This is a genomic window from Pseudomonas sp. R15(2017), from assembly GCF_002112685.1.
In the GTDB taxonomy this organism is placed as follows: Bacteria; Pseudomonadota; Gammaproteobacteria; order Pseudomonadales; family Pseudomonadaceae; genus Aquipseudomonas; species Aquipseudomonas glycinae.
On the sequence record NZ_NEII01000011.1, the window covers coordinates 87,502 to 106,866 of the forward strand.

General features: G+C 59.1%; 21 protein-coding genes and 1 other RNA gene. 15 read left to right on the forward strand and 7 right to left on the reverse strand.

What is annotated here, in order from left to right; genetic code table 11:
- The first annotated feature begins 24 nt into the window (after positions 1–24).
- On the forward strand, positions 25–669 hold the full coding sequence (locus tag CAF77_RS21880; RefSeq protein WP_064383974.1) for an MBL fold metallo-hydrolase: 645 nt from the start codon (positions 25–27) through the stop codon (positions 667–669).
- 113 nt (positions 670–782) lie between these two features.
- Complete coding sequence (locus CAF77_RS21885; protein ID WP_007956806.1) at positions 783–1,514, forward strand: OmpA family lipoprotein; 732 nt, start codon at positions 783–785, stop codon at positions 1,512–1,514.
- A gap of 67 nt (positions 1,515–1,581) precedes the next feature.
- Here the strand turns inward: CAF77_RS21885 and CAF77_RS21890 are convergent, their stop codons facing one another.
- Positions 1,582–2,016: a YhcB family protein gene (locus CAF77_RS21890; RefSeq protein ID WP_039766275.1), complete on the reverse strand. Its 435-nt coding sequence runs from the start codon at positions 2,014–2,016 to the stop codon at positions 1,582–1,584.
- 144 nt (positions 2,017–2,160) lie between these two features.
- On the opposite strand from CAF77_RS21890, the gene CAF77_RS21895 reads away from it, so the two are divergent.
- The 3 genes from CAF77_RS21895 (at position 2,161) to zapE (ending at position 5,355) form a co-directional block, all read left to right on the forward strand.
- On the forward strand, positions 2,161–2,790 hold the full coding sequence (locus CAF77_RS21895; protein ID WP_064384163.1) for an alpha/beta hydrolase: 630 nt from the start codon (positions 2,161–2,163) through the stop codon (positions 2,788–2,790).
- A 24-nt stretch (positions 2,791–2,814) separates the two neighbouring features.
- Complete coding sequence (locus CAF77_RS21900; RefSeq protein ID WP_085655281.1) at positions 2,815–4,170, forward strand: tryptophan--tRNA ligase; 1,356 nt, start codon at positions 2,815–2,817, stop codon at positions 4,168–4,170.
- A gap of 90 nt (positions 4,171–4,260) precedes the next feature.
- Positions 4,261–5,355 (forward strand): cell division protein ZapE, encoded by a 1,095-nt coding sequence (gene zapE / locus CAF77_RS21905; RefSeq protein WP_011335877.1) that lies wholly within the window; start codon positions 4,261–4,263, stop codon positions 5,353–5,355.
- 62 nt (positions 5,356–5,417) lie between these two features.
- On the opposite strand, the gene CAF77_RS21910 is transcribed toward zapE, so the two are convergent.
- Positions 5,418–6,314 (reverse strand): GlxA family transcriptional regulator, encoded by an 897-nt coding sequence (locus CAF77_RS21910; RefSeq protein ID WP_170928984.1) that lies wholly within the window; start codon positions 6,312–6,314, stop codon positions 5,418–5,420.
- A gap of 246 nt (positions 6,315–6,560) precedes the next feature.
- On the opposite strand from CAF77_RS21910, the gene CAF77_RS21915 reads away from it, so the two are divergent.
- Positions 6,561–7,697: an acyl-CoA dehydrogenase family protein gene (locus CAF77_RS21915; RefSeq protein WP_007956797.1), complete on the forward strand. Its 1,137-nt coding sequence runs from the start codon at positions 6,561–6,563 to the stop codon at positions 7,695–7,697.
- A 107-nt stretch (positions 7,698–7,804) separates the two neighbouring features.
- Here CAF77_RS21915 and CAF77_RS21920 read toward each other — a convergent pair whose 3' ends face one another.
- Positions 7,805–8,845 carry an NADP(H)-dependent aldo-keto reductase gene (locus CAF77_RS21920; protein WP_085655282.1) on the reverse strand — a complete coding sequence of 347 codons (1,041 nt, stop codon included), beginning with the start codon at positions 8,843–8,845 and terminating at the stop codon, positions 7,805–7,807.
- A gap of 244 nt (positions 8,846–9,089) precedes the next feature.
- On the opposite strand from CAF77_RS21920, the gene rplM reads away from it, so the two are divergent.
- From rplM to CAF77_RS21955, 7 genes are all read left to right on the forward strand, one after another.
- Complete coding sequence (gene rplM / locus CAF77_RS21925; RefSeq protein WP_003228062.1) at positions 9,090–9,518, forward strand: 50S ribosomal protein L13; 429 nt, start codon at positions 9,090–9,092, stop codon at positions 9,516–9,518.
- 14 nt (positions 9,519–9,532) lie between these two features.
- Entirely contained in the window at positions 9,533–9,925 is a 393-nt protein-coding gene (rpsI, locus tag CAF77_RS21930; protein WP_007956794.1) for a 30S ribosomal protein S9, read from the forward strand.
- A gap of 268 nt (positions 9,926–10,193) precedes the next feature.
- On the forward strand, positions 10,194–10,787 hold the full coding sequence (gene petA, locus CAF77_RS21935; protein ID WP_007917031.1) for a ubiquinol-cytochrome c reductase iron-sulfur subunit: 594 nt from the start codon (positions 10,194–10,196) through the stop codon (positions 10,785–10,787).
- Positions 10,787–11,998: a cytochrome bc complex cytochrome b subunit gene (locus CAF77_RS21940; protein ID WP_064383970.1), complete on the forward strand. Its 1,212-nt coding sequence runs from the start codon at positions 10,787–10,789 to the stop codon at positions 11,996–11,998. The genes petA and CAF77_RS21940 overlap by 1 nt, the downstream gene beginning before the upstream one ends.
- On the forward strand, positions 11,998–12,780 hold the full coding sequence (locus tag CAF77_RS21945) for a cytochrome c1 (RefSeq protein WP_064383969.1): 783 nt from the start codon (positions 11,998–12,000) through the stop codon (positions 12,778–12,780). Before CAF77_RS21940 ends, CAF77_RS21945 begins: the two co-directional genes overlap by 1 nt.
- 148 nt (positions 12,781–12,928) lie before the next feature.
- The gene (locus CAF77_RS21950) at positions 12,929–13,546 is read left to right on the forward strand and encodes a glutathione S-transferase N-terminal domain-containing protein (protein ID WP_011335872.1); all 618 of its coding nucleotides are present in this window, start codon (positions 12,929–12,931) and stop codon (positions 13,544–13,546) included.
- A gap of 16 nt (positions 13,547–13,562) precedes the next feature.
- Complete coding sequence (locus CAF77_RS21955) at positions 13,563–13,976, forward strand: ClpXP protease specificity-enhancing factor (protein ID WP_064383968.1); 414 nt, start codon at positions 13,563–13,565, stop codon at positions 13,974–13,976.
- A gap of 50 nt (positions 13,977–14,026) precedes the next feature.
- Here CAF77_RS21955 and CAF77_RS21960 read toward each other — a convergent pair whose 3' ends face one another.
- The 4 genes from CAF77_RS21960 to CAF77_RS21975 all read right to left on the reverse strand — a co-directional run bounded on the left by CAF77_RS21960 (position 14,027) and on the right by CAF77_RS21975 (position 17,470).
- The gene (locus tag CAF77_RS21960) at positions 14,027–14,605 is read right to left on the reverse strand and encodes a BON domain-containing protein (protein ID WP_064383967.1); all 579 of its coding nucleotides are present in this window, start codon (positions 14,603–14,605) and stop codon (positions 14,027–14,029) included.
- Positions 14,602–15,195, reverse strand: coding sequence for a phosphoheptose isomerase (locus CAF77_RS21965; protein ID WP_064383966.1), 594 nt, complete (start codon positions 15,193–15,195; stop codon positions 14,602–14,604). Before CAF77_RS21965 ends, CAF77_RS21960 begins: the two co-directional genes overlap by 4 nt.
- 101 nt (positions 15,196–15,296) lie before the next feature.
- Positions 15,297–15,659 carry a YraN family protein gene (locus CAF77_RS21970; protein WP_064383965.1) on the reverse strand — a complete coding sequence of 121 codons (363 nt, stop codon included), beginning with the start codon at positions 15,657–15,659 and terminating at the stop codon, positions 15,297–15,299.
- Entirely contained in the window at positions 15,659–17,470 is a 1,812-nt protein-coding gene (locus CAF77_RS21975; RefSeq protein WP_064383964.1) for a penicillin-binding protein activator, read from the reverse strand. The genes CAF77_RS21970 and CAF77_RS21975 overlap by 1 nt, the downstream gene beginning before the upstream one ends.
- 177 nt (positions 17,471–17,647) lie before the next feature.
- On the opposite strand from CAF77_RS21975, the gene rsmI reads away from it, so the two are divergent.
- Both rsmI and rnpB read left to right on the forward strand, forming a co-directional pair.
- Positions 17,648–18,553: a 16S rRNA (cytidine(1402)-2'-O)-methyltransferase gene (rsmI, locus tag CAF77_RS21980; RefSeq protein ID WP_074690999.1), complete on the forward strand. Its 906-nt coding sequence runs from the start codon at positions 17,648–17,650 to the stop codon at positions 18,551–18,553.
- 73 nt (positions 18,554–18,626) lie between these two features.
- Positions 18,627–18,980, forward strand: an RNA gene (rnpB, locus tag CAF77_RS21985) — RNase P RNA component class A.
- The last annotated feature ends 385 nt before the right edge of the window (positions 18,981–19,365 follow it).

Sequence of the window (19,365 nt, forward strand, 5' to 3'; positions counted from 1 at the left end):
TGCTCATCGATTCGGGACTATTCAATGACCGCTGTGACAACTGCCTTGATTCGCGAAACCTTCCCCGTCGGCCCGCTCCAGTGCAACTGCACGATCATCGGCGACCCGATCACCAAAAAAGCCATCGTCGTCGACCCGGGCGGCAATCCCGATCTGATCATGGCGCGCCTCGATGCGCTGGGCCTGAAAGTCGTCAGCATCATTCACACCCACGCGCACCTCGATCATTTCCTTGCCTCCGGGCAAATGAAGGAAAAAACCGGCGCGACCCTGCATTTGCACAAGGAAGACCAGTTTTTGTGGGACAACCTCGAGATGCAATGCCAGATGTTCGGTGTGCCCTATACGCCGGTGCCGTCGCCGGATCGCTGGTTGAGCGACGATGAAGAACTGGCTTGCGGCTGTGGCGTGGCACTGCACACGCCGGGGCATACGCCAGGTTCCATGAGCTTCTGGTTTTCCGAGGCTAAGCTGTTGATAGCTGGCGACACGTTGTTTCGTCGCGGAGTAGGGCGCACGGATTTGTGGGGCGGCGATCAGGCGACCATCGTGCGATCGATCAAGCAGCGGCTGTACACCCTGGATGAAGACGCGACCGTTGTGGCCGGGCATGGTCCGGATACGCGTCTGGGGGATGAAATGCGTGAGAACCCGTTTGTGCGTGTCTAAACATTTTGTCACGGGTGCCCGGCGGAATTTTTGTGCATTGTCATGATCCAACGCCCGCACGGGCCAGTTGCCAATGGCCGCTGCACCACAGAATGCAAAAGTAGGAGCACTCCATGTTCACCACGCGTCGTTTGATTATTGTCGCTACTGCCGTGGCCGTTTTGTCCGGCTGCGCCTCGCCCAACCCGTATGACAACCAGGGTCAGGCCGACGGTGGCTCCCAGGGCATGAGCAAAACCGCCAAGTACGGTGGCCTCGGTGCACTGGCCGGCGCGCTGGCCGGTGCCGCCATCGACCACAACAACCGCGGCAAGGGCGCGCTGATCGGCGCGGCCGTCGTCGGTGCCTCGGCCGCCGGTTACGGCTACTACGCCGACCAGCAGGAGAAAAAACTGCGCGCCAGCATGGCCAACACCGGGGTTGAAGTGCAGCGTCAGGGCGATCAGATCAAGCTGATCATGCCGGGCAACATCACCTTCGCCACCGATTCGGCGAACATCGCTTCCAGCTTCTATCAGCCGCTGAACAACCTGGCCAACTCCCTCAAGGAGTTCAACCAGAACCAGATCGAAATCGTCGGCTACACCGACAGCACCGGCAGCCGTCAGCACAACATGGACCTGTCCCAGCGTCGTGCGCAGAGCGTTGCCACCTACCTGACTTCGCAAGGCGTCAGCGGTGCCAACCTGAGCGCCCGCGGTGCCGGTCCGGATAATCCGATTGCCAGCAACGGTGACGTCAACGGCCGGGCGCAGAACCGCCGTGTCGAGGTCAACCTCAAAGCCATCCCTGGCCAGCAGTACGGTGGTCAGCAACAACCGGGCACGGTTCAGCAGTACCCGTAACCGTCAGGTACAAAAAAGCCCCCGGACAAGTGATTGTCCGGGGGCTTTTTGTTGGCGCGAAGGCTGATTACTTCTTCAGACCGTAATGCTCGTCGAGCATGCCCGGCGAGTTCGGGGTCTTCGGCGCGTAGTCACGCGGCGGCTCCTGATCCCGTGGTGGCGTCAGGCGTTCCCGTGGTGCCTGGGCTGCTTCGGAATGCAGCGAGGCCAGCAGGCGTTGACGAGTCTGCTCGTCCAGGGCCAGGCGGTTGGCACCCTCGGCGAGGTGATCCTGCACTTCCTGATAGCTCTGGGTCAGTTTCTTGACCAGATTGGCGGTGCTGTTGAAGTGGGTCACCACTTCATTCTGATAACTGTCGAAACGTTCCTGAATATCGTCCAGTTGACGCTGCGTGCGGCTGGGCGCGGCGTTCGGCGCAACGCGAGCGATCAGGAAACCAATGGCGACACCCACAACCAGGGCAAGAGTCGGTAACAACCAAACTAAGAGCGAGTGTTCCACGAGTCCTTCCTCTATAAACGGCTTTGCTTTACGTTAACGGCTCGAACCTGCGCTGTATACCGCGATTCACTCGCAATAGACTGGCACAGACAATTTGCTAGACGAGTCGACCCGATTCGAGGTCACGGAGTTCCTTCCTTGCTGATGCGTGAAACCCCTGTATTGATTGATGGCCCTGTGGGGCAACTTGAGTCTTTGTATCTGGACAACGAGCAGCCTCGCGGTATCGCGCTGATCTGCCACCCGAACCCGGTGCAGGGCGGCACCATGCTCAACAAGGTCGTCTCGACCCTGCAGCGCACCGCGCGCGACGCAGGCCTGATCACCTTGCGCTTCAACTATCGCGGCGTCGGTGCCAGCGACGGTTCCCATGACATGGGCACCGGTGAAGTCGATGACGCCCAGGCCGCTGCTGCATGGCTGCTGGAAAAACACCCGGATCTGCCGCTGACCCTGTTCGGTTTCTCCTTCGGTGGATTTGTTGCAGCAAGTCTCGGCGGTCGTCTCGAATCTCGGGGCATCACGCTCAAGCATCTGTTCATGGTCGCGCCGGCGGTGATGCGTCTGGGTGATCAGGATCAATTGCCGCAGCAGGGTGAGCTGACGGTGATCCAGCCGGAAACCGATGAAGTGATCGATCCGCAGCTGGTCTACGACTGGTCTGAAAAACTCCCGCGCCCCCATGAGCTGCTGAAAGTGGCAGAATGCGGACACTTTTTTCATGGCAAGCTGACCGATCTCAAGGATCTGATCCTGCCGCGTCTCTCGAATTGATTGCAGTCTGACAAGCGATTACCCATGACGAACCGTACCCGCATCCTCACCGGCATCACCACCACCGGCACCCCGCACCTGGGCAACTACGCCGGCGCCATCCGCCCGGCGATTCTCGCCAGCCGCGACAGCAACGCCGATTCGTTCTACTTCCTGGCCGACTATCACGCCCTGATCAAGTGCGATGACCCGCTGCGCATCCAGCGCTCGCGTCTGGAAATCGCCGCGACCTGGCTGGCCGGTGGCCTGGATGTGGATCGAGTGACCTTCTACCGTCAGTCCGACATCCCGGAAATCCCCGAGCTGACCTGGCTGCTGACCTGCGTGGCCGCCAAGGGCCTGCTCAACCGCGCCCATGCTTACAAGGCTTCGGTGGACAAGAACCTCGAGAGCGGCGAAGACCCGGATGCCGGTATCACCATGGGTTTGTACAGCTATCCGGTACTGATGGCGGCGGACATTCTGATGTTCAACGCGCACAAGGTGCCGGTCGGTCGCGATCAGATCCAGCACGTGGAAATGGCCCGTGACATTGGCCAGCGCTTCAACCACCTGTTCGGCCAGGGCAAGGAGTTCTTCACCATGCCCGAAGCGCTGATCGAGGAGAGCGTGGCCACGTTGCCGGGCCTGGACGGTCGCAAGATGTCCAAGAGCTACGACAACACCATCCCGCTGTTCACCAGCGCCAAGGACATGAAGGACGCGATCTCGCGGATCGTTACCGACTCCAAAGCGCCGGGCGAAGCGAAAGATCCGGACAACTCTCACCTGTTCACCCTGTTCCAGGCGTTCGCCACACCGGCGCAGGCCGACGAGTTCCGCAGCGAGCTGCTGGGCGGTCTGGGTTGGGGCGAGGCGAAGAACCGTCTGTTCCAGTTGCTCGACAACGAGCTGGGCGAATCCCGCGAGCGTTATCACCAGTTGATCGAGCGTCCGGCAGATCTGGAAGACATCCTGCAACACGGCGCCAAGAAGGCCCGTGCGGTGGCGACGCCGTTCCTCAACGAGATGCGCGAAGCGGTCGGCCTGCGTTCGTTCGTCAATCAGGTTCAGGTGGCCGCGACCACCAAGAAGAAAGCCGCGAAAGCCGCACGTTTCGTCAGCTTCCGTGAAGACGACGGCAGCTTCCGCTTCCGTCTGCTGGCGGCCGATGGCGAGCAACTGTTGCTGTCGCGCAACTTCGCCGACGGTAAAACCGCCGGTCAGGTGACCAAGCAACTGCAATCGGGTCAAGCGCTGGATGTGCGCAGCGAAGACCTGAGCTTCAGCGTCTGGCTGGAAGGCGAGTGTGTCGGCGACAGCCCGGCGTTCGCCGACGTGGCTGCGCGGGATGCGGCTGTCGAGGCCTTGCGGATCGCTCTGACACCGGTTCAGGAATAATCAACGGGCCGGCCCGACCAAGGGCCGATTGCCATTCCCACGGGCCATCGCTACAGTGACGGCCCGTTTTTGTTGCCTTGCTAACGAATTATGACGCCCCTAGAACGATATCAAGCTGATCTGAAACGCCCGGACTTCTTCCATGATGCGGCGCAGGAAACTGCCGTGCGTCATCTGCAACGCCTGTATGACGATCTGATCGCGGCCGAGCAGAACAAGCCGGGTTTGCTGGGCAAGCTGTTTGGCAAAAAGGATCAGACGCCGGTCAAGGGCCTGTATTTCTGGGGCGGCGTGGGTCGCGGAAAGACTTACCTGGTGGACACTTTCTTCGAAGCGCTGCCATTCAAGGAAAAGACTCGCACTCACTTCCACCGCTTCATGAAGCGCGTGCACGAAGAGATGAAAACCCTCGGCGGCGAGAAAAACCCGCTGACCATCATCGCCAAGCGTTTTGCGACTGAATCGCGAGTCATCTGCTTCGATGAATTTTTCGTTTCCGACATCACCGATGCCATGATCCTCGGCACGCTGATGGAAGAGCTGTTCAAGAACGGCGTGACCCTGGTCGCCACGTCGAACATCGTGCCGGACGGCCTGTACAAGGACGGCCTGCAACGTGCGCGCTTCCTGCCGGCCATCGCGCTGATCAAGCAGAACACCGAGATCGTCAACGTCGACAGCGGCGTCGACTACCGTCTGCGCCACCTCGAACAAGCGGAGCTGTTCCACTATCCGCTGGACGAAGCCGCCCACGAAAGCCTGCGCAAGAGCTTCCGCGCGCTGACGCCTGAATGCACGGCGGCGGTGGAAAACGATGTGCTGATCATCGAGAACCGCGAAATCCGTGCCCTGCGTACTTGCGACGACGTGGCCTGGTTCGATTTCCGCGAACTGTGCGACGGCCCGCGCAGCCAGAACGACTACATCGAGCTGGGCAAGATCTTCCACGCCGTGCTGCTCAGTGGCGTGGAGCAGATGAGCGTCACCACCGACGACATCGCCCGACGCTTCATCAACATGGTCGACGAGTTCTATGACCGTAACGTCAAACTGATCATTTCTGCCGAAGTCGAATTGAAAGACCTGTACACCGGCGGGCGTCTGACGTTCGAGTTCCAGCGTACCCTCAGCCGTCTGCTGGAGATGCAATCGCACGAATTCCTGTCCCGGGCGCACAAGCCTTAAGCGGATTCGGCAAACAAAAAGGGCCTGCAGATGCAGGCCCTTTTTTGTGTCTGGTCGAATCGTCAGGCCGCTTGCTGGAACTGCTGCCGGTACTGGTTCGGCGACAGTTCGGTGTGCTGGCGGAACAGGCGTGCGAAGAAGCTCGCATCGTCGTAGCCGACTTCGTAGCTGATGGTCTTGATGCTCTTGCGACTGCCGGAGAGCAAACCCTTGGCGGTCTCGATGCGCAGCCGTTGCAGGTAGTGCAGCGGTTTGTCGCCGGTGGCGGTCTGGAAGCGGCGCATGAAGTTGCGGATGCTCATGCCGTGCTCGCGGGCCACGTCTTCGAAGCGGAACTTGTCGGCGAAATGCTCTTCGAGCCAGTGCTGGATCTGCAGGATGATCACGTCCTGATGCAGTTTCTGGCCGCCGAAACCGATGCGTCCCGGTGCGTAGCTGCGTTGGACTTCATAGAGAATGTCGCGGGCCACAGCCTGAGCCACGTTGGCGCCGCAGAAGCGCTCGATCAGGTAGATGTAGAGATCGCAGGCCGAGGTTGTGCCGCCGGCGCAATACAGGTTGTCGGCGTCGGTCAGGTGCTTGTCCTGATTGAGATAGACCTGCGGGAAACGCTCGGCGAAGGCGTTGAAGAAGCGCCAGTAGGTGGTCGCTTCCTTGCCGTTGAGCAACCCGGCCTCGGCCAGCCAGAACACGCCGGTGGCCTCGCCGCACAGCACGGCGCCCCGGGCATGTTGTTCGCGTAGCCACGGCAGGATCTGTGGATAACGCCGACACAGCGTATCGAAATCGTCCCAGAAGGCTGGAAGGATGATGACGTCGGCGTTTTCCAGGCCGCCGTCCACCGGCATGATCACGTCACTGAAGCTGTTCACCGGTTTGCCGTCAGGGCTGACCAGGCGGGTTTCGAACGCCGGAGTCAGGCCATGGCCCAGTTGTTTGCCGTAACGCAGGCTGGCCAGATGGAAAAAATCCTTGGCTTGCATGAGGGTGGAAGCGAAAACCCGGTCGATCGCCAGGATGCTGACGCGCCGCAAGGGCGTGGAGACTTGCTTGGACATAATTCAACTTTTGTTTTTATAAGGGAAAGTGGTCACCAGACGGCTGGATCGTCTTATTTTTTGTCGGATGTGTCCAGTGTCCTGTATCGGAAGCGAGGCTTAGTCTCTGAAGGTCTGACCCCTCCAACAATAAAGAAAAGGTGACGCATGATTCCCAGAACCCTGTTCAGCTCCGAGCACGAATTGTTCCGCGACAGCGTACGAACATTCCTCGAAAAAGAGGCCGTGCCGTTCCATGGGCAATGGGAAAAACAAGGCTACATCGACCGCAAACTGTGGAACAAGGCGGGGGAGGCGGGGATGCTGTGCTCGCACCTGCCGGAGGAATACGGCGGGCTGGGGGCGGACTTTCTCTACAGTGCGGTGGTCATCGAGGAAGTGGGGCGGCTGGGCCTGACCGGCATCGGTTTCTCGCTGCATTCGGACATCGTTGCGCCGTACATCCTGCATTACGGCAGCGAGGCGCTGAAGCAGAAATACTTGCCGAAACTGGTGTCTGGCGAGATGGTTACGGCCATCGCAATGACTGAGCCGGGCGCCGGTTCCGACCTGCAAGGGGTCAAGACCACGGCGGTACTGGATGGCGACGAATATGTGATCAACGGTTCGAAAACCTTTATCACCAATGGCTTCCTGGCGGATCTGGTGATCGTCGTGGCCAAGACCGATCCCAAGGCCGGTGCCAAGGGTACCAGCCTGTTTCTGGTGGAGGCGAACACGCCGGGCTTCGACAAGGGCAAACGCCTGGAGAAGGTCGGAATGAAGGCTCAGGACACGTCGGAATTGTTCTTCCAGGACGTGCGCGTGCCAAAGGAAAATCTCTTGGGTCAGGCCGGGGCGGGGTTTGCTTATCTGATGCAGGAACTGCCGCAGGAACGTCTGACCGTGGCGATTGGCGGCCTGGCTTCAGCCGAGGCGGCGCTGCAATGGACGCTGGATTACACCCGCGAGCGCAAGGCGTTCGGCAAGTCGATTGCCGACTTCCAGAATACCCGCTTCAAACTGGCGGAAATGGCCACCGAGATTCAGATCGGCCGGGTGTTCGTCGATCGCTGCCTGGAGCTGCATTTGCAAGGCAAGCTCGACGTGCCGACGGCGGCGATGGCCAAGTATTGGGGCACCGACCTGCAATGCAAGGTGCTCGACGAGTGCGTGCAACTGCATGGCGGCTACGGTTTCATGTGGGAATACCCGGTGGCCCGGGCCTGGGCGGATGCGCGGGTGCAGCGGATCTATGCCGGCACCAATGAAATCATGAAGGAGATTATTGCGCGGTCGCTGTAATGCAGCGTGATCGTTCCCACGCTCTGCGTGGGAATGCCGACATGGACGCTCTGCGTCCGCTTTGGGGGGGGCAGTCCACAGAGCGTGGGAGCGATCACCGGCGTGGATTACGGCGCCGGGTTCGGATGATCCTTGTGAATCGCTTCGATCCCTTCCAGCACTTCCTTCGACAGTTTCAGCTCGTAACTGGCGATATTGCTGTCCAGTTGCTCCAGTGTCGTCGCCCCGATGATGTTGCTGGTGACAAAAGGTTGCTGGTTCACAAAGGCCAGGGCCATTTGCGCCGGATCCAGGCCATGTTCACGGGCCAGTGCCACATAACGGCTGCAGGCCGCTTCCGATTGCGGGTTGAAATAGCGGCTGAAGCGGCTGTAGAGGCTCAGGCGGCCTTTTGGCGGGCGCGCCCCACCTTCGTACTTGCCCGACAGGAAACCGAACGCCAGCGGCGAATAGGCGAGCAGGCCGCATTGTTCACGGATGGCGATTTCCGCCAGGCCGATCTCGAAACTGCGGTTGAGCAGGTTGTACGGGTTCTGGATTGATACGGCGCGCGGCCAGCCACGGGCTTCGGCCAGGGCGAGAAAACGCATGGTGCCCCACGGCGTTTCGTTGGAAAGACCGATGTGGCGGATCTTGCCGGCCTTCACTTGCTCATCGAGCGCCTCAAGGGTGTCTTCGAGCGGCGTCAGGTTGGCTTCGGTCTGGTGCTTGTAGCCCAGCTGTCCGAAAAAGTTGGTGCTGCGCTCCGGCCAATGCAATTGATACAGATCGATGTAGTCGGTCTGCAGGCGTTTGAGGCTGGCGTCCACGGCCTCGGTGATGTGCTGGCGGTTGTGGCGCAGGTTCTTGTCGCGGATGTAGTCGATGGTGTTGCCGGGGCCGGCGATCTTGCTGGCGAGAATCCAGTCGGCGCGGTCGCCACGGCTCTTGAAGTAATTGCCGATGTAGCGCTCGGTGGTGGCGTAGGTGTCGGCTTTTGGCGGCACCGGGTACATTTCGGCAGTGTCGAGGAAATTGATCCCGGCCTCTTTTGCCCGTTCGATCTGGGCGAAGGCTTCAGCTTCAGTGTTTTGCTCGCCCCAGGTCATGGTGCCGAGGCAGATTGCACTCACGTTCAGGTCGGTACGGCCTAGCTGGCGATAGTCCATCGGGTGCTCCTTGGGCAAAACAAGCATAAAAGCAGGTTGAAATTTTTTTCGCAATCTGCATAATTGCCGACCTCTTTCTGCAGTGGAAGTGATGCCCCGCCGCCGAAGAATCTTGCCGTTGAACGGACGCGCCGACCCGAGCCCCCGAAAGCGTCTGTATCCGGCTGCCTTTGACTTGTCAAAGTACGCACTATTCAGTAAGATCCGCCGTCTTATTTACAGGCGGCCCCTGAGGCTATAAAGAATGAAAACTTTTACTGCTAAACCGGAAACAGTAAAGCGCGACTGGTTTGTCGTCGACGCTGCTGGTCAGACCCTGGGTCGTCTGGCCACCGAAATCGCGAGCCGTCTGCGTGGCAAGCACAAGCCTGAGTACACTCCTCACGTTGACACCGGCGACTACATCGTCGTAATCAACGCCGAGCAGATCCGTGTTACCGGCGCTAAAACCACTGACAAAATGTACTACTCCCACTCCGGTTTCCCGGGCGGTATCAAGTCGATCAACTTTGAAAAGCTGATCGCCAAGGCCCCTGAGCGCGTGATCGAGACCGCGGTTAAAGGCATGCTGCCTAAAAACCCACTGGGTCGCGACATGTACCGTAAGCTGAAAGTCTATGCGGGCGCTGCACACCCTCATACTGCTCAGCAGCCCCAAGAACTGAAGATTTAACGGAATAGTTCATTATGTCGGCGACTCAAAATTACGGCACTGGCCGTCGCAAGACCGCAACCGCACGCGTTTTCCTGCGTCCGGGTACTGGTAACATCTCCATCAACAACCGCTCCCTGGACACGTTCTTCGGTCGCGAAACTGCCCGCATGGTAGTTCGTCAGCCGCTGGAACTGACTGAGACTGTCGAGAAGTTCGACATCTACGTCACTGTCATCGGTGGTGGTGTAAGTGGTCAGGCTGGCGCAATCCGCCACGGCATCACTCGCGCTCTGATGGACTACGACGAAACCCTGCGTAGCGCTCTGCGCAAAGCTGGCTTCGTTACTCGCGACGCCCGTGAAGTTGAACGTAAGAAAGTTGGTCTGCGTAAAGCGCGTAAGCGTCCGCAGTACTCGAAGCGTTAATTTCGCTTCCACGTTCAAAAAGAACGCCCGATTCCTCGCGGAACCGGGCGTTTTTTTATGCGTGCGATTTCTTGAATAATTGCGCTGTGACAACTTGCCACATTCGTAGACCCCCTATACTACAAGGCTTGAGGGCCAGCCCTCCGGGTAATTACCTTGTCAGAATTGGGGGTTTTCATTACCATTCGGCAAAATTTTTATAAGTACATAGTTTCAATTTAGTAGACGCCTGATTTAACAGGCCACAAAGCTGATGGGAGAGGACTGAATGAGCAATGACGGCGTGAATGCAGGCCGGCGTCGCTTCTTGGTAGCAGCCACATCCGTGGTGGGTGCTGCAGGAGCGGTGGGGGCTGCGGTCCCGTTCGTGGGGTCATGGTTTCCCAGTGCCAAGGCGAAGGCTGCCGGAGCACCGGTGAAAGTGAATGTCAGCAAAATCGAGCCAGGGCAGCAGATGATTGCTGAATGGCGCGGCCAGCCGGTGTTCATTGTCCGCCGTACCGAGGAAATCCTGGGGAATCTCAAGAAGATCGAGGGCCAGCTCTCCGATCCGACCTCCAAAAACTCCACGCAACCCACTTATGTCGACCCTGAAGTGCGTTCGATCAAGCCGGAAATCCTGCTGCTGATCGGGATCTGCACTCACCTGGGTTGCTCACCGACCTTCCGTCCCGAAGTGGCACCCGCGGATCTGGGCAAAGACTGGGTAGGCGGTTACTTCTGCCCTTGCCACGGTTCCCACTACGATCTGGCTGGCCGCGTCTACAAGTCGCAACCTGCGCCTTTGAACCTGCCAGTACCCCCGCATTCCTATGAGACCGATGACCTGATTGTCATTGGCGTCGATACGGAGAAAGCGTGATGAGCAAGTTCATGGATTGGGTTGATGCACGCTTCCCCGCCACCAAGATGTGGGAAGACCATCTCAGCAAGTATTACGCGCCAAAAAACTTCAACTTCTTTTACTTCTTCGGTTCGCTGGCGCTGCTCGTTCTGGTCAACCAGATCGTTACCGGTGTCTGGCTCACCATGAGCTACACCCCGTCGGCGGAAGAGGCGTTCGCCTCCGTCGAATACATCATGCGCGACGTCGAGTACGGTTCGATCCTGCGCCTGCTGCACTCCACCGGCGCTTCGGCGTTCTTCATCGTGGTCTATCTGCACATGTTCCGTGGCCTGCTCTACGGTTCGTACCAGAAACCGCGTGAGCTGGTGTGGGTCTTCGGCATGCTGATCTACCTGGCGCTGATGGCTGAAGCCTTCATGGGATACCTGCTGCCATGGGGCCAGATGTCCTACTGGGGCGCCCAGGTGATCATCTCGCTGTTCGGCGCGATCCCGGTCATCGGCAACGACCTGACCCAGTGGATCCGCGGTGACTACCTGATTTCCGGGATCACCCTGAACCGCTTCTTCGCCCTGCACGTGGTTGCGTTGCCGATCGTGATTCTCGGTCTGGTGGTGCTGCACATCCTGGCGCTGCACGAAGTCGGTTCGAACAACCCGGACGGCGTGGACATCAAGAAGCACAAAGACGAAAACGGTATCCCGCTGGACGGCATTGCGTTCCACCCGTACTACACCGTGAAAGATATCGTCGGCGTCGTGGTGTTCCTGTTCATCTTCTGCTTCATTGTGTTCTTCTTCCCGGAAATGGGCGGTTACTTCCTCGAAAAACCTAACTTCGAGCAGGCCAACCCGTTCAAGACTCCAGAGCACATTGCACCGGTCTGGTACTTCACTCCGTTCTACGCAATCCTGCGTGCGGTCCCTGACAAACTCATGGGCGTTATCGCCATGGGGGCGGCCATTGCGGTGCTGTTCGTCCTGCCGTGGCTTGATCGCAGCCCGGTCAAATCGATGCGCTATAAAGGCTGGCTGAGCAAGATCTGGCTGGTGGTGTTCTGCATTTCGTTCGTGATCCTCGGCATTCTGGGCGTTCTGGCCCCGACGCCAGGCCGTACGCTGCTGTCGCAGGTCTGCACCTTCCTGTACTTCGCCTACTTCATTCTGATGCCGTTCTATACCAGGCTCGAGAAGACCAAACCGGTTCCGGAAAGGGTGACTGGCTGATGAAAAAGTTATTTTTTGCTCTGATTTTTGCTGCTCTGCCAGTGCTGTCTTTCGCCGCTGAACACGGTGGTCCGGAACTGGAAAAGGTCGACATCGACGTTTCCGACAAGGCTGCCCTGCAGGATGGTGCGCGTACTTTCGCCAACTATTGCATGGGGTGTCACAGTGCCAAGTTCCAGCGTTACGAGCGTGTTGCCGATGACCTCGGCGTTCCGCACGAAATGATGCTGGAGAAGCTGGTGTTCACTGGTGCCAAGATCGGCGATCACATGAACATCGGCATGCAACCGGCCGACGCCAAGACCTGGTTTGGTGCGGCGCCGCCGGACCTGACGCTGGTGGCTCGTGTTCGCGGCACCGACTGGCTCTACGGTTACCTCAGATCGTTCTACGAGGATCCAGCGCGCCCATGGGGTGTGAACAACAAGGTCTTCCCGAACGTCGGCATGCCTAACGTGCTGGTCGGCCTGCAAGGTCGTCAGGTCGTGGGTTGCAAGCAGGTACAGATCGTCGAGGACGGCAAGAAGCAATATGACCCGCTGACCGGTACGCCTCTGACTCATGAAGCGTGCGACCAGTTGACCATCGTGCCGAAAACCGGAACTCTCAACGAAGAGCAGTTCGATGAGAAGGTCAAGAATCTGGTAACCTTCCTGGCTTACTCGGCTAACCCGGTTAAGCTGCAACATCAGCGCATCGGTACTTACGTCTTGCTGTACCTGGCGTTCTTCTTTGTGTTCGCCTACCTGCTCAAGCGTGAATACTGGAAAGACGTGCACTGATAACGCTTCAAGCAATTGCTGTTAATCGCGCGCGCCCAAGGGCGCCTCTGAAAACGCAACGTCTGGTTCGCCAGCGGTTGCGGGAGGCGCCCTCTGGGCGCGCGCGTTTTTCCGGCTCCGACTATTTCAACAAGCGAGGAGGATCGCCATGGGCGTGACCAATCGGTTGGCCTGTTACTCCGACCCCGCCGACCACTATTCCCACCGAGTGCGCATCGTGCTTGCAGAGAAGGGTGTCAGCGCCGAAATCATTTTTGTGGAGGCTGGTCGTCAGCCGCCTAAACTGATTGAGGTGAACCCTTACGGCAGTCTGCCGACGCTGGTCGATCGTGACCTGGCGTTGTGGGAGTCGACCGTGGTGATGGAGTACTTGGATGAGCGTTACCCGCATCCGCCATTGATGCCTGTGTACCCGGTGGCGCGTGCCAACAGCCGTCTGCTGATTCATCGCATTCAGCGTGACTGGTGTGGTCTGGTGGATCTGATTCTGGATTCGCGCACCAAGGAAGCGGCGCGTGCGGTGGCGCGCAAGGAATTGCGTGAAAGCCTGACAGGCGTGTCGCCGCTGTTTGCCGACAAGCCGTTTTTCCTCAGTGAGGAACAAAGTCTGGTGGATTGCTGCCTATTGCCAATACTCTGGCGTTTGCCGATTCTGGGTATAGAACTGCCGCGGCCCGCCAAGCCGCTGCTTGATTATATGGAGCGCCAGTTTGCGCGTGAGGCATTCCAGGCGAGTCTGTCTGGTGTCGAACGCGACATGCGCTAAGGCTTAAGGAGCCGCTATGAACTCCAGTCGACCTTATCTGGTCCGCGCGCTCTACGAGTGGATTGTGGATAACGATTGCACCCCGCACATGCTGGTCAATTCCGAGTACCCGGCAGTGCAGGTGCCACAGGGATTTGCCAGTGACGGGCAGATCGTCCTGAACATTTCGCCAAGTGCCGTGCGGCACTTGCACATGGACAACGACGTGGTGACCTTCGAAGGGCGCTTCGGTGGCGTCCCGCACAGTCTGTACGTGCCGATTGCTGCAATCCTGGGCATCTACGCCCGGGAAAACGGTCAGGGAATGGTGTTCGATCTCGAGTCGCCGATGGATGACGAGGACGAGCTCGAGCAGGACGACGACGTTCCGCCACCGGACAGTGAGCCACCGCGCCCAAGCGGTCGGCCAAGCCTGAAAGTGGTGAAGTAATAAAAAAGGCGATCCGGTTGGATCGCCTTTTTTGTGCCTGCATTTTGCGGTCAGTCGATGTACTCGAACAGCTTCACAATTTTCTGCACACCGGAAACGCCTTGAACCAGGTTGGTCGCCTGGGCCGCTTCCTGTTTGGTCAGCAGGCCCAGCAGGTAAACGATGCCGTTCTCGGTCACGACCTTGATGCGCGAGCCGGGAATGCTGGCATCGGTGAGCATCTGGGTCTTGATCTTGGTGGTCAGCCAGGCATCGTTCTGGCGGGCCAGCAGGGAGGAGGGCTGCAACACTTGCAGTTCGTTGTGAACCTTCTTCACGCGTTGAACATTGGAGGCGGCCTGTTCGGCCTTCTCCTTGAGGTCTGCGCGCGGGGTCTGGCCGGCCAGCAGCACCACGCCATTGAAGCTGGTGACGACGATGTGCGAGTCGTTGTCCAGGGCCGGATCGGCCTTGGCCACGTTAACGCCAACTTTGGTTTCGATCAGCGAGTCATCGATCTTGCTGCCGAAAGTGCGGGTGCCGCGGTCGTCTTCGATCGGCGCTTCACGGCTGGCATTCACCACGGAGGTGCAGCCGCTGATGCCGAGGCACAGGGTCAAGGCCAGAAGGCCAAGGCGATGAGGGGTCATTCTTCACTCCCGAACAGTTGGCTGTCGATCAGATCGCAAAGGCAATGGATCGTCAGCAAGTGGACTTCCTGAATACGTGCGGTGACGTTGGCCGGTACGCGAATCTCGACATCTTCGGGCAGCAGCAGTGAAGCCATGCCTCCGCCATCGCGTCCGGTCAATGCTACGACAATCATTTCGCGATCATGTGCGGCCTGGATCGCCTGAATAATGTTCGCCGAGTTGCCGCTGGTCGAAATGGCCAGCAACACGTCACCCGGCTGACCGAGTGCGCGAATCTGCTTGGAGAACACTTCGTTATAGCTGTAGTCGTTGGCGATCGAGGTGATCGTCGAGCTATCGGTGGTCAGCGCTATCGCAGGCAGGCTCGGGCGCTCGCGCTCGAAACGGTTGAGCAGTTCCGAGGAGAAGTGCTGGGCATCGCCGGCCGAGCCGCCGTTACCGCACGAGAGCATTTTGCCCTCGTTGAGCAGGGCGTTGACCATCACCTGGCTGGCTTGCTCGATGTGCGGTGCAAGTACGTCCATCGCCTGTTGCTTGGTGTCGATGCTGGCCTGGAAAAGCTGGCGAATTCGGGATTGCATGTCCATCTGTGTGACCTTAATTAGCGCGGCTGTCCGGCACATGAATGTGCAGCCCGCAAAGCAAAGAGCAAAAGTGTTGAGTGAAAGTGTCCGGGGTGGAGCAGGCGTCAGCTGTCGAACGCATTCTGCAACCAGTTCAACTGACCCTGGTGGCTGTCGATAGCCACCACGTCGAAGCGACAGGGGGAATTGGCCCAACGTGATTCACGCTGAAGAAAATACTGTGCGGCGAAAATCAGTTTCTGCCGTTTGCGCCCATCGATGCTGTCGAGTGCGCCACCCCATTGAGTGTTCTTTCGGTAGCGGACTTCGACGAATACTACTGTATCGCCATCAAGCATGACCAGATCAAGCTCACCGCGTTTGCATAACCAGTTCTGCGCCAGCAGGCGCAGACCCTGGTGTTGCAGATGCTCGAGCGCCTGGCGCTCGGCATTCTTGCCGCTTTGCAGGTGTGACCTGTCGGGCATCAGCGAGGAGTGTCCGGCAGGCGCTGGATCTGACCGCTGACGAACTGCGCCCATGGCAATTGACGCACCACGCGCTGGGACTGGGTCATGCCCAGGCTGCCCGACTGACCTTCGATGCGGCTGTCCGGCAGTGCCTTGAGCTGGTCCAGGCGTGGTGCCAGGCGGTAGGCATCGACACCCATTGCGTACAGGCGACCCAGGCTGCCGCCGGCTTGGGGCCATTGCGCGGTGACCTGCTGACGCAGCGGATCACTGGTTTCCAGCAGCCACGGGGTTTCGCAGAAGCGCACGCCGTTCATGTCGTTGTACTGATTGACGTCACCACTGGCGCTGAATACATGGGAGGTCGCGTAAACCGGCACGTCACCGGCGTACTGGAAGTTCAGGGTCGGCTTGATCTGCTGCGCCTGTTGCGGTGTCGCGGCGAGGAAGATGAATTCGATGTCCTGGCGACGCGAAGGCTGAGCGGCAACGTTGGTGCCGACGGCGTTCTGCAGACTCTTGGCACGGGCTTCGCTCTGACGCAGTTGGAACATGTCGGCGATTTGCTGGGCCAATTGTACTGGCTGGTCAACGCGTTCGGTGGCGACGATGCTGCCGCCATTCGCTTGCCAGTCCTGGCTGAAGGCGCGCAGGACGCGGTCGCCCCATTCGCCTTTCGGCACCATGATGGCGGCGCGGTGCAGGCCGTCGGCGCGGGCGCGGCGGGAGACTTCGCGGGCTTCGTCTTCAGCCGCCAGACCGAACTGGAACAACTGCGCCGGGCCTTGATCGCCTTCACTGTAGTTCAGAGCGAGGGTGGTGATCGGCAGTTGCGGGCGAGTGCTCAACTGTTTGACCAGCGGCTTCTCCAGCGGGCCGACGACCAGTTGCACGCCATCGGCCTGGGCCTTGCGATAGAACTCGTCGAGATTGGTCAGTTTCGAGCTGTCGTAGAACTCGATGGCCGGTGGTTTCTGGCCGGCTTGCTGAGCCTGATAGTGTGCGGCCATGAAGCCGTCACGCAGGGCCTTGCCGACCGAGGCCAGCTGGCCGTCCTGTGGCAACAGCAGGGCGATCTTGCTCAGGGGCTGGCTGGCCAGTTCCTTGAGTTTGGTCAGGGGCAGCGGCAGGTTGATCGCGGCTGGGTGCTTTGGATGCTGGTTGCGCCAGTTGTCGATGGCGGCTTGCTGCTGTTCCAGGGTGCCGGCGGTTTTCACCGCCAGGGCCAGGCTCATCCAGCCGCCGAGGTCATCGGTGGTGTTCGCTTGCAGTTGATCGGCCGGCAGCGACGCAATCAGGGTCCAGATCGCTTCGTGGTTCTTGCTGGCAGCTTCACCTTCCAGCATCGGCGCGATGAAGATGCGCTCGCGGGCTGCGGCCAGGGTCTGGCCGTCGGCTTCAAGGGCGCGGGCGTGAACCGTGCCGGCGCGAACTTGCAGCGGTACGGACAGTTCGCTCAGGCGTTGCAGGCTTGGATGGCTCAAGGCAGTCAGCGCGGCTTTCGGCTGATTGCGGGTCATGGCCAGTTCAGCAGACAGCGTGCTGGCGAATGCCTGCTGGCCCGGCTGGAGTTGTTCCATCGGCACTTGCTGCAGGATTTGCGCGGACTGTCCGGCATTGCCCTGGCGGTACGCCATGTCTGCCGCACTCAGGCGCAACAGCGCAGCCTTGTCCGGCGATTTGGCCTGGGCAGCCTGTTCGAGCAATTGCTCGATGGTGGCATCCGGGGTCCGTGGAAGTTCGCCAAGGCTGGAGGAAGGGGAGCTGGCGCAAGCCGCCAGCAAGGCAGCGAGGCAGAGGGCAGTGAACAGCCGCAGGCAAGCGATCATGTAAGTGTTCCTGATACTCGATCAAATTAGCGTCGAATTGTACCCAAGCACTGGCCGGGGCGCGATGTTACTGGCGTGAAACCGTCAATTTAGCTGATACAAAGAGTGCGCAGCCTCACAATGGTGCGACAAACCGTGTCCGACCCGAGCGCATCGTTCGACGTACTACGCGCTACAATGGCGGCTTTTACCGATCATGAGGTGTGCGCTTTGACTGCTCCAGGTCCTTTGAATTCCGCTGCGGGCTCGCTTTATGTGGTGGCGACGCCCATCGGCAACCTGGATGACATCAGCGCGCGGGCGTTGAAGATCCTGCGCGAGGTGGCGCTGATCGCCGCCGAAGATACGCGCCACTCGCAGCGCCTGATGCAGCACTTCGGCATCTCCACACCGCTGGCGGCCTGTCATGAACACAACGAGCGAGATGAAGGCAGTCGCTTCATAACTCGTCTGCTGGCGGGTGATAACGTTGCACTGATTTCCGATGCCGGTACGCCGCTGATTTCCGATCCGGGTTATCACTTGGTGCGTCAGGCGCGTGCCGCCGGGATCAATGTGGTGCCGGTGCCAGGTGCCTGCGCGTTGATCGCGGCGCTGTCGGCTGCTGGTCTGCCGTCTGATCGTTTCATCTTTGAAGGTTTTCTGCCGGCGAAGGCGGTGGGGCGCAAGGCGCGCCTTGAAGCCATCAAGGAAGAGCCGCGCACGCTGATTTTCTACGAGGCACCGCATCGCATTCTTGAATGCCTGCAGGATATGGAGGCGGTGTTCGGCGCTGATCGTCCTGCATTGCTCGCTCGTGAAATCACCAAGACCTTTGAAACACTCAAGGGATTGCCGCTGAGCGAGTTACGGGCATTCGTCGAGGCGGACAGCAACCAGCAACGCGGCGAATGTGTTGTGGTGGTGGCGGGCTGGACCGCGCCGGAGTCCGAAGACGCCGTCAGCAGTGAGGCGATGCGTATCCTCAATCTGTTGCTGGAAGAGATGCCGCTCAAGCGCGCGGCGGCCTTGGCAGCGCAAATCACCGGTGAGCGCAAAAACGTGCTGTATCAGGTGGCGCTGGATCAGCAAAAAGACGCGTAACCCGTCGCGCAGACCGGTTTGCGGGCTATTAGCGCTTGTTCTTCGGCCGCTCTGCCGTTAACCTGCGCGGCGGAGAGTCGATCGGACAGTCGCTGCCCTCTATGAAAATTAGGGGGGGGAGGAAAGTCCGGGCTCCATAGGGCGAAGTGCCAGGTAATGCCTGGGAGGCGTGAGCCTACGGAAAGTGCCACAGAAAATAACCGCCTAAGCGCTTCGGCGCCGGTAAGGGTGAAAAGGTGCGGTAAGAGCGCACCGCACGTCTGGCAACAGTTCGTGGCTAGGTAAACCCCACTTGGAGCAAGACCAAATAGGGTCCCAAGGCGTGGCCCGCGCTGGGACCGGGTAGGTTGCTAAAGATGTCCAGTGATGGCCATCGTAGACGAATGACTGTTCAAGACAGAACCCGGCTTACAGATCGACTCTCCACCTTTTTCTTTTCCCTGCTTGAATTAAAGACGACAGGGCTGTTTATTATCAGCAGGCCTGCGCTGGAAACCGGCAGCGGCAAACGCAGTAATAGCCATTTCCCACCTTGCTTCAATCAACAGCAGAAGCGCTTTTGTAATACCGAAAAAATCTTACTCTTAACAAATCACTTTAACTTTCGAGCGCAGCTTTCAGTGCTGCTTCAAGTTATTGGATAAAAGCATCCGCCAGATTCTCGTTACTCCTCCTTTTATGCTCCTAAATCTCCGTTCTGTAAGGGTTTTCCTTTAATCCGCGCCTTGACGGTGTGGTGGGCGCATTCCTATAGTGTGCGCAAGTGGCGGAAAGTGGCATGAAGTGGGTTTTTTGAGCTCAAAACGATAAAA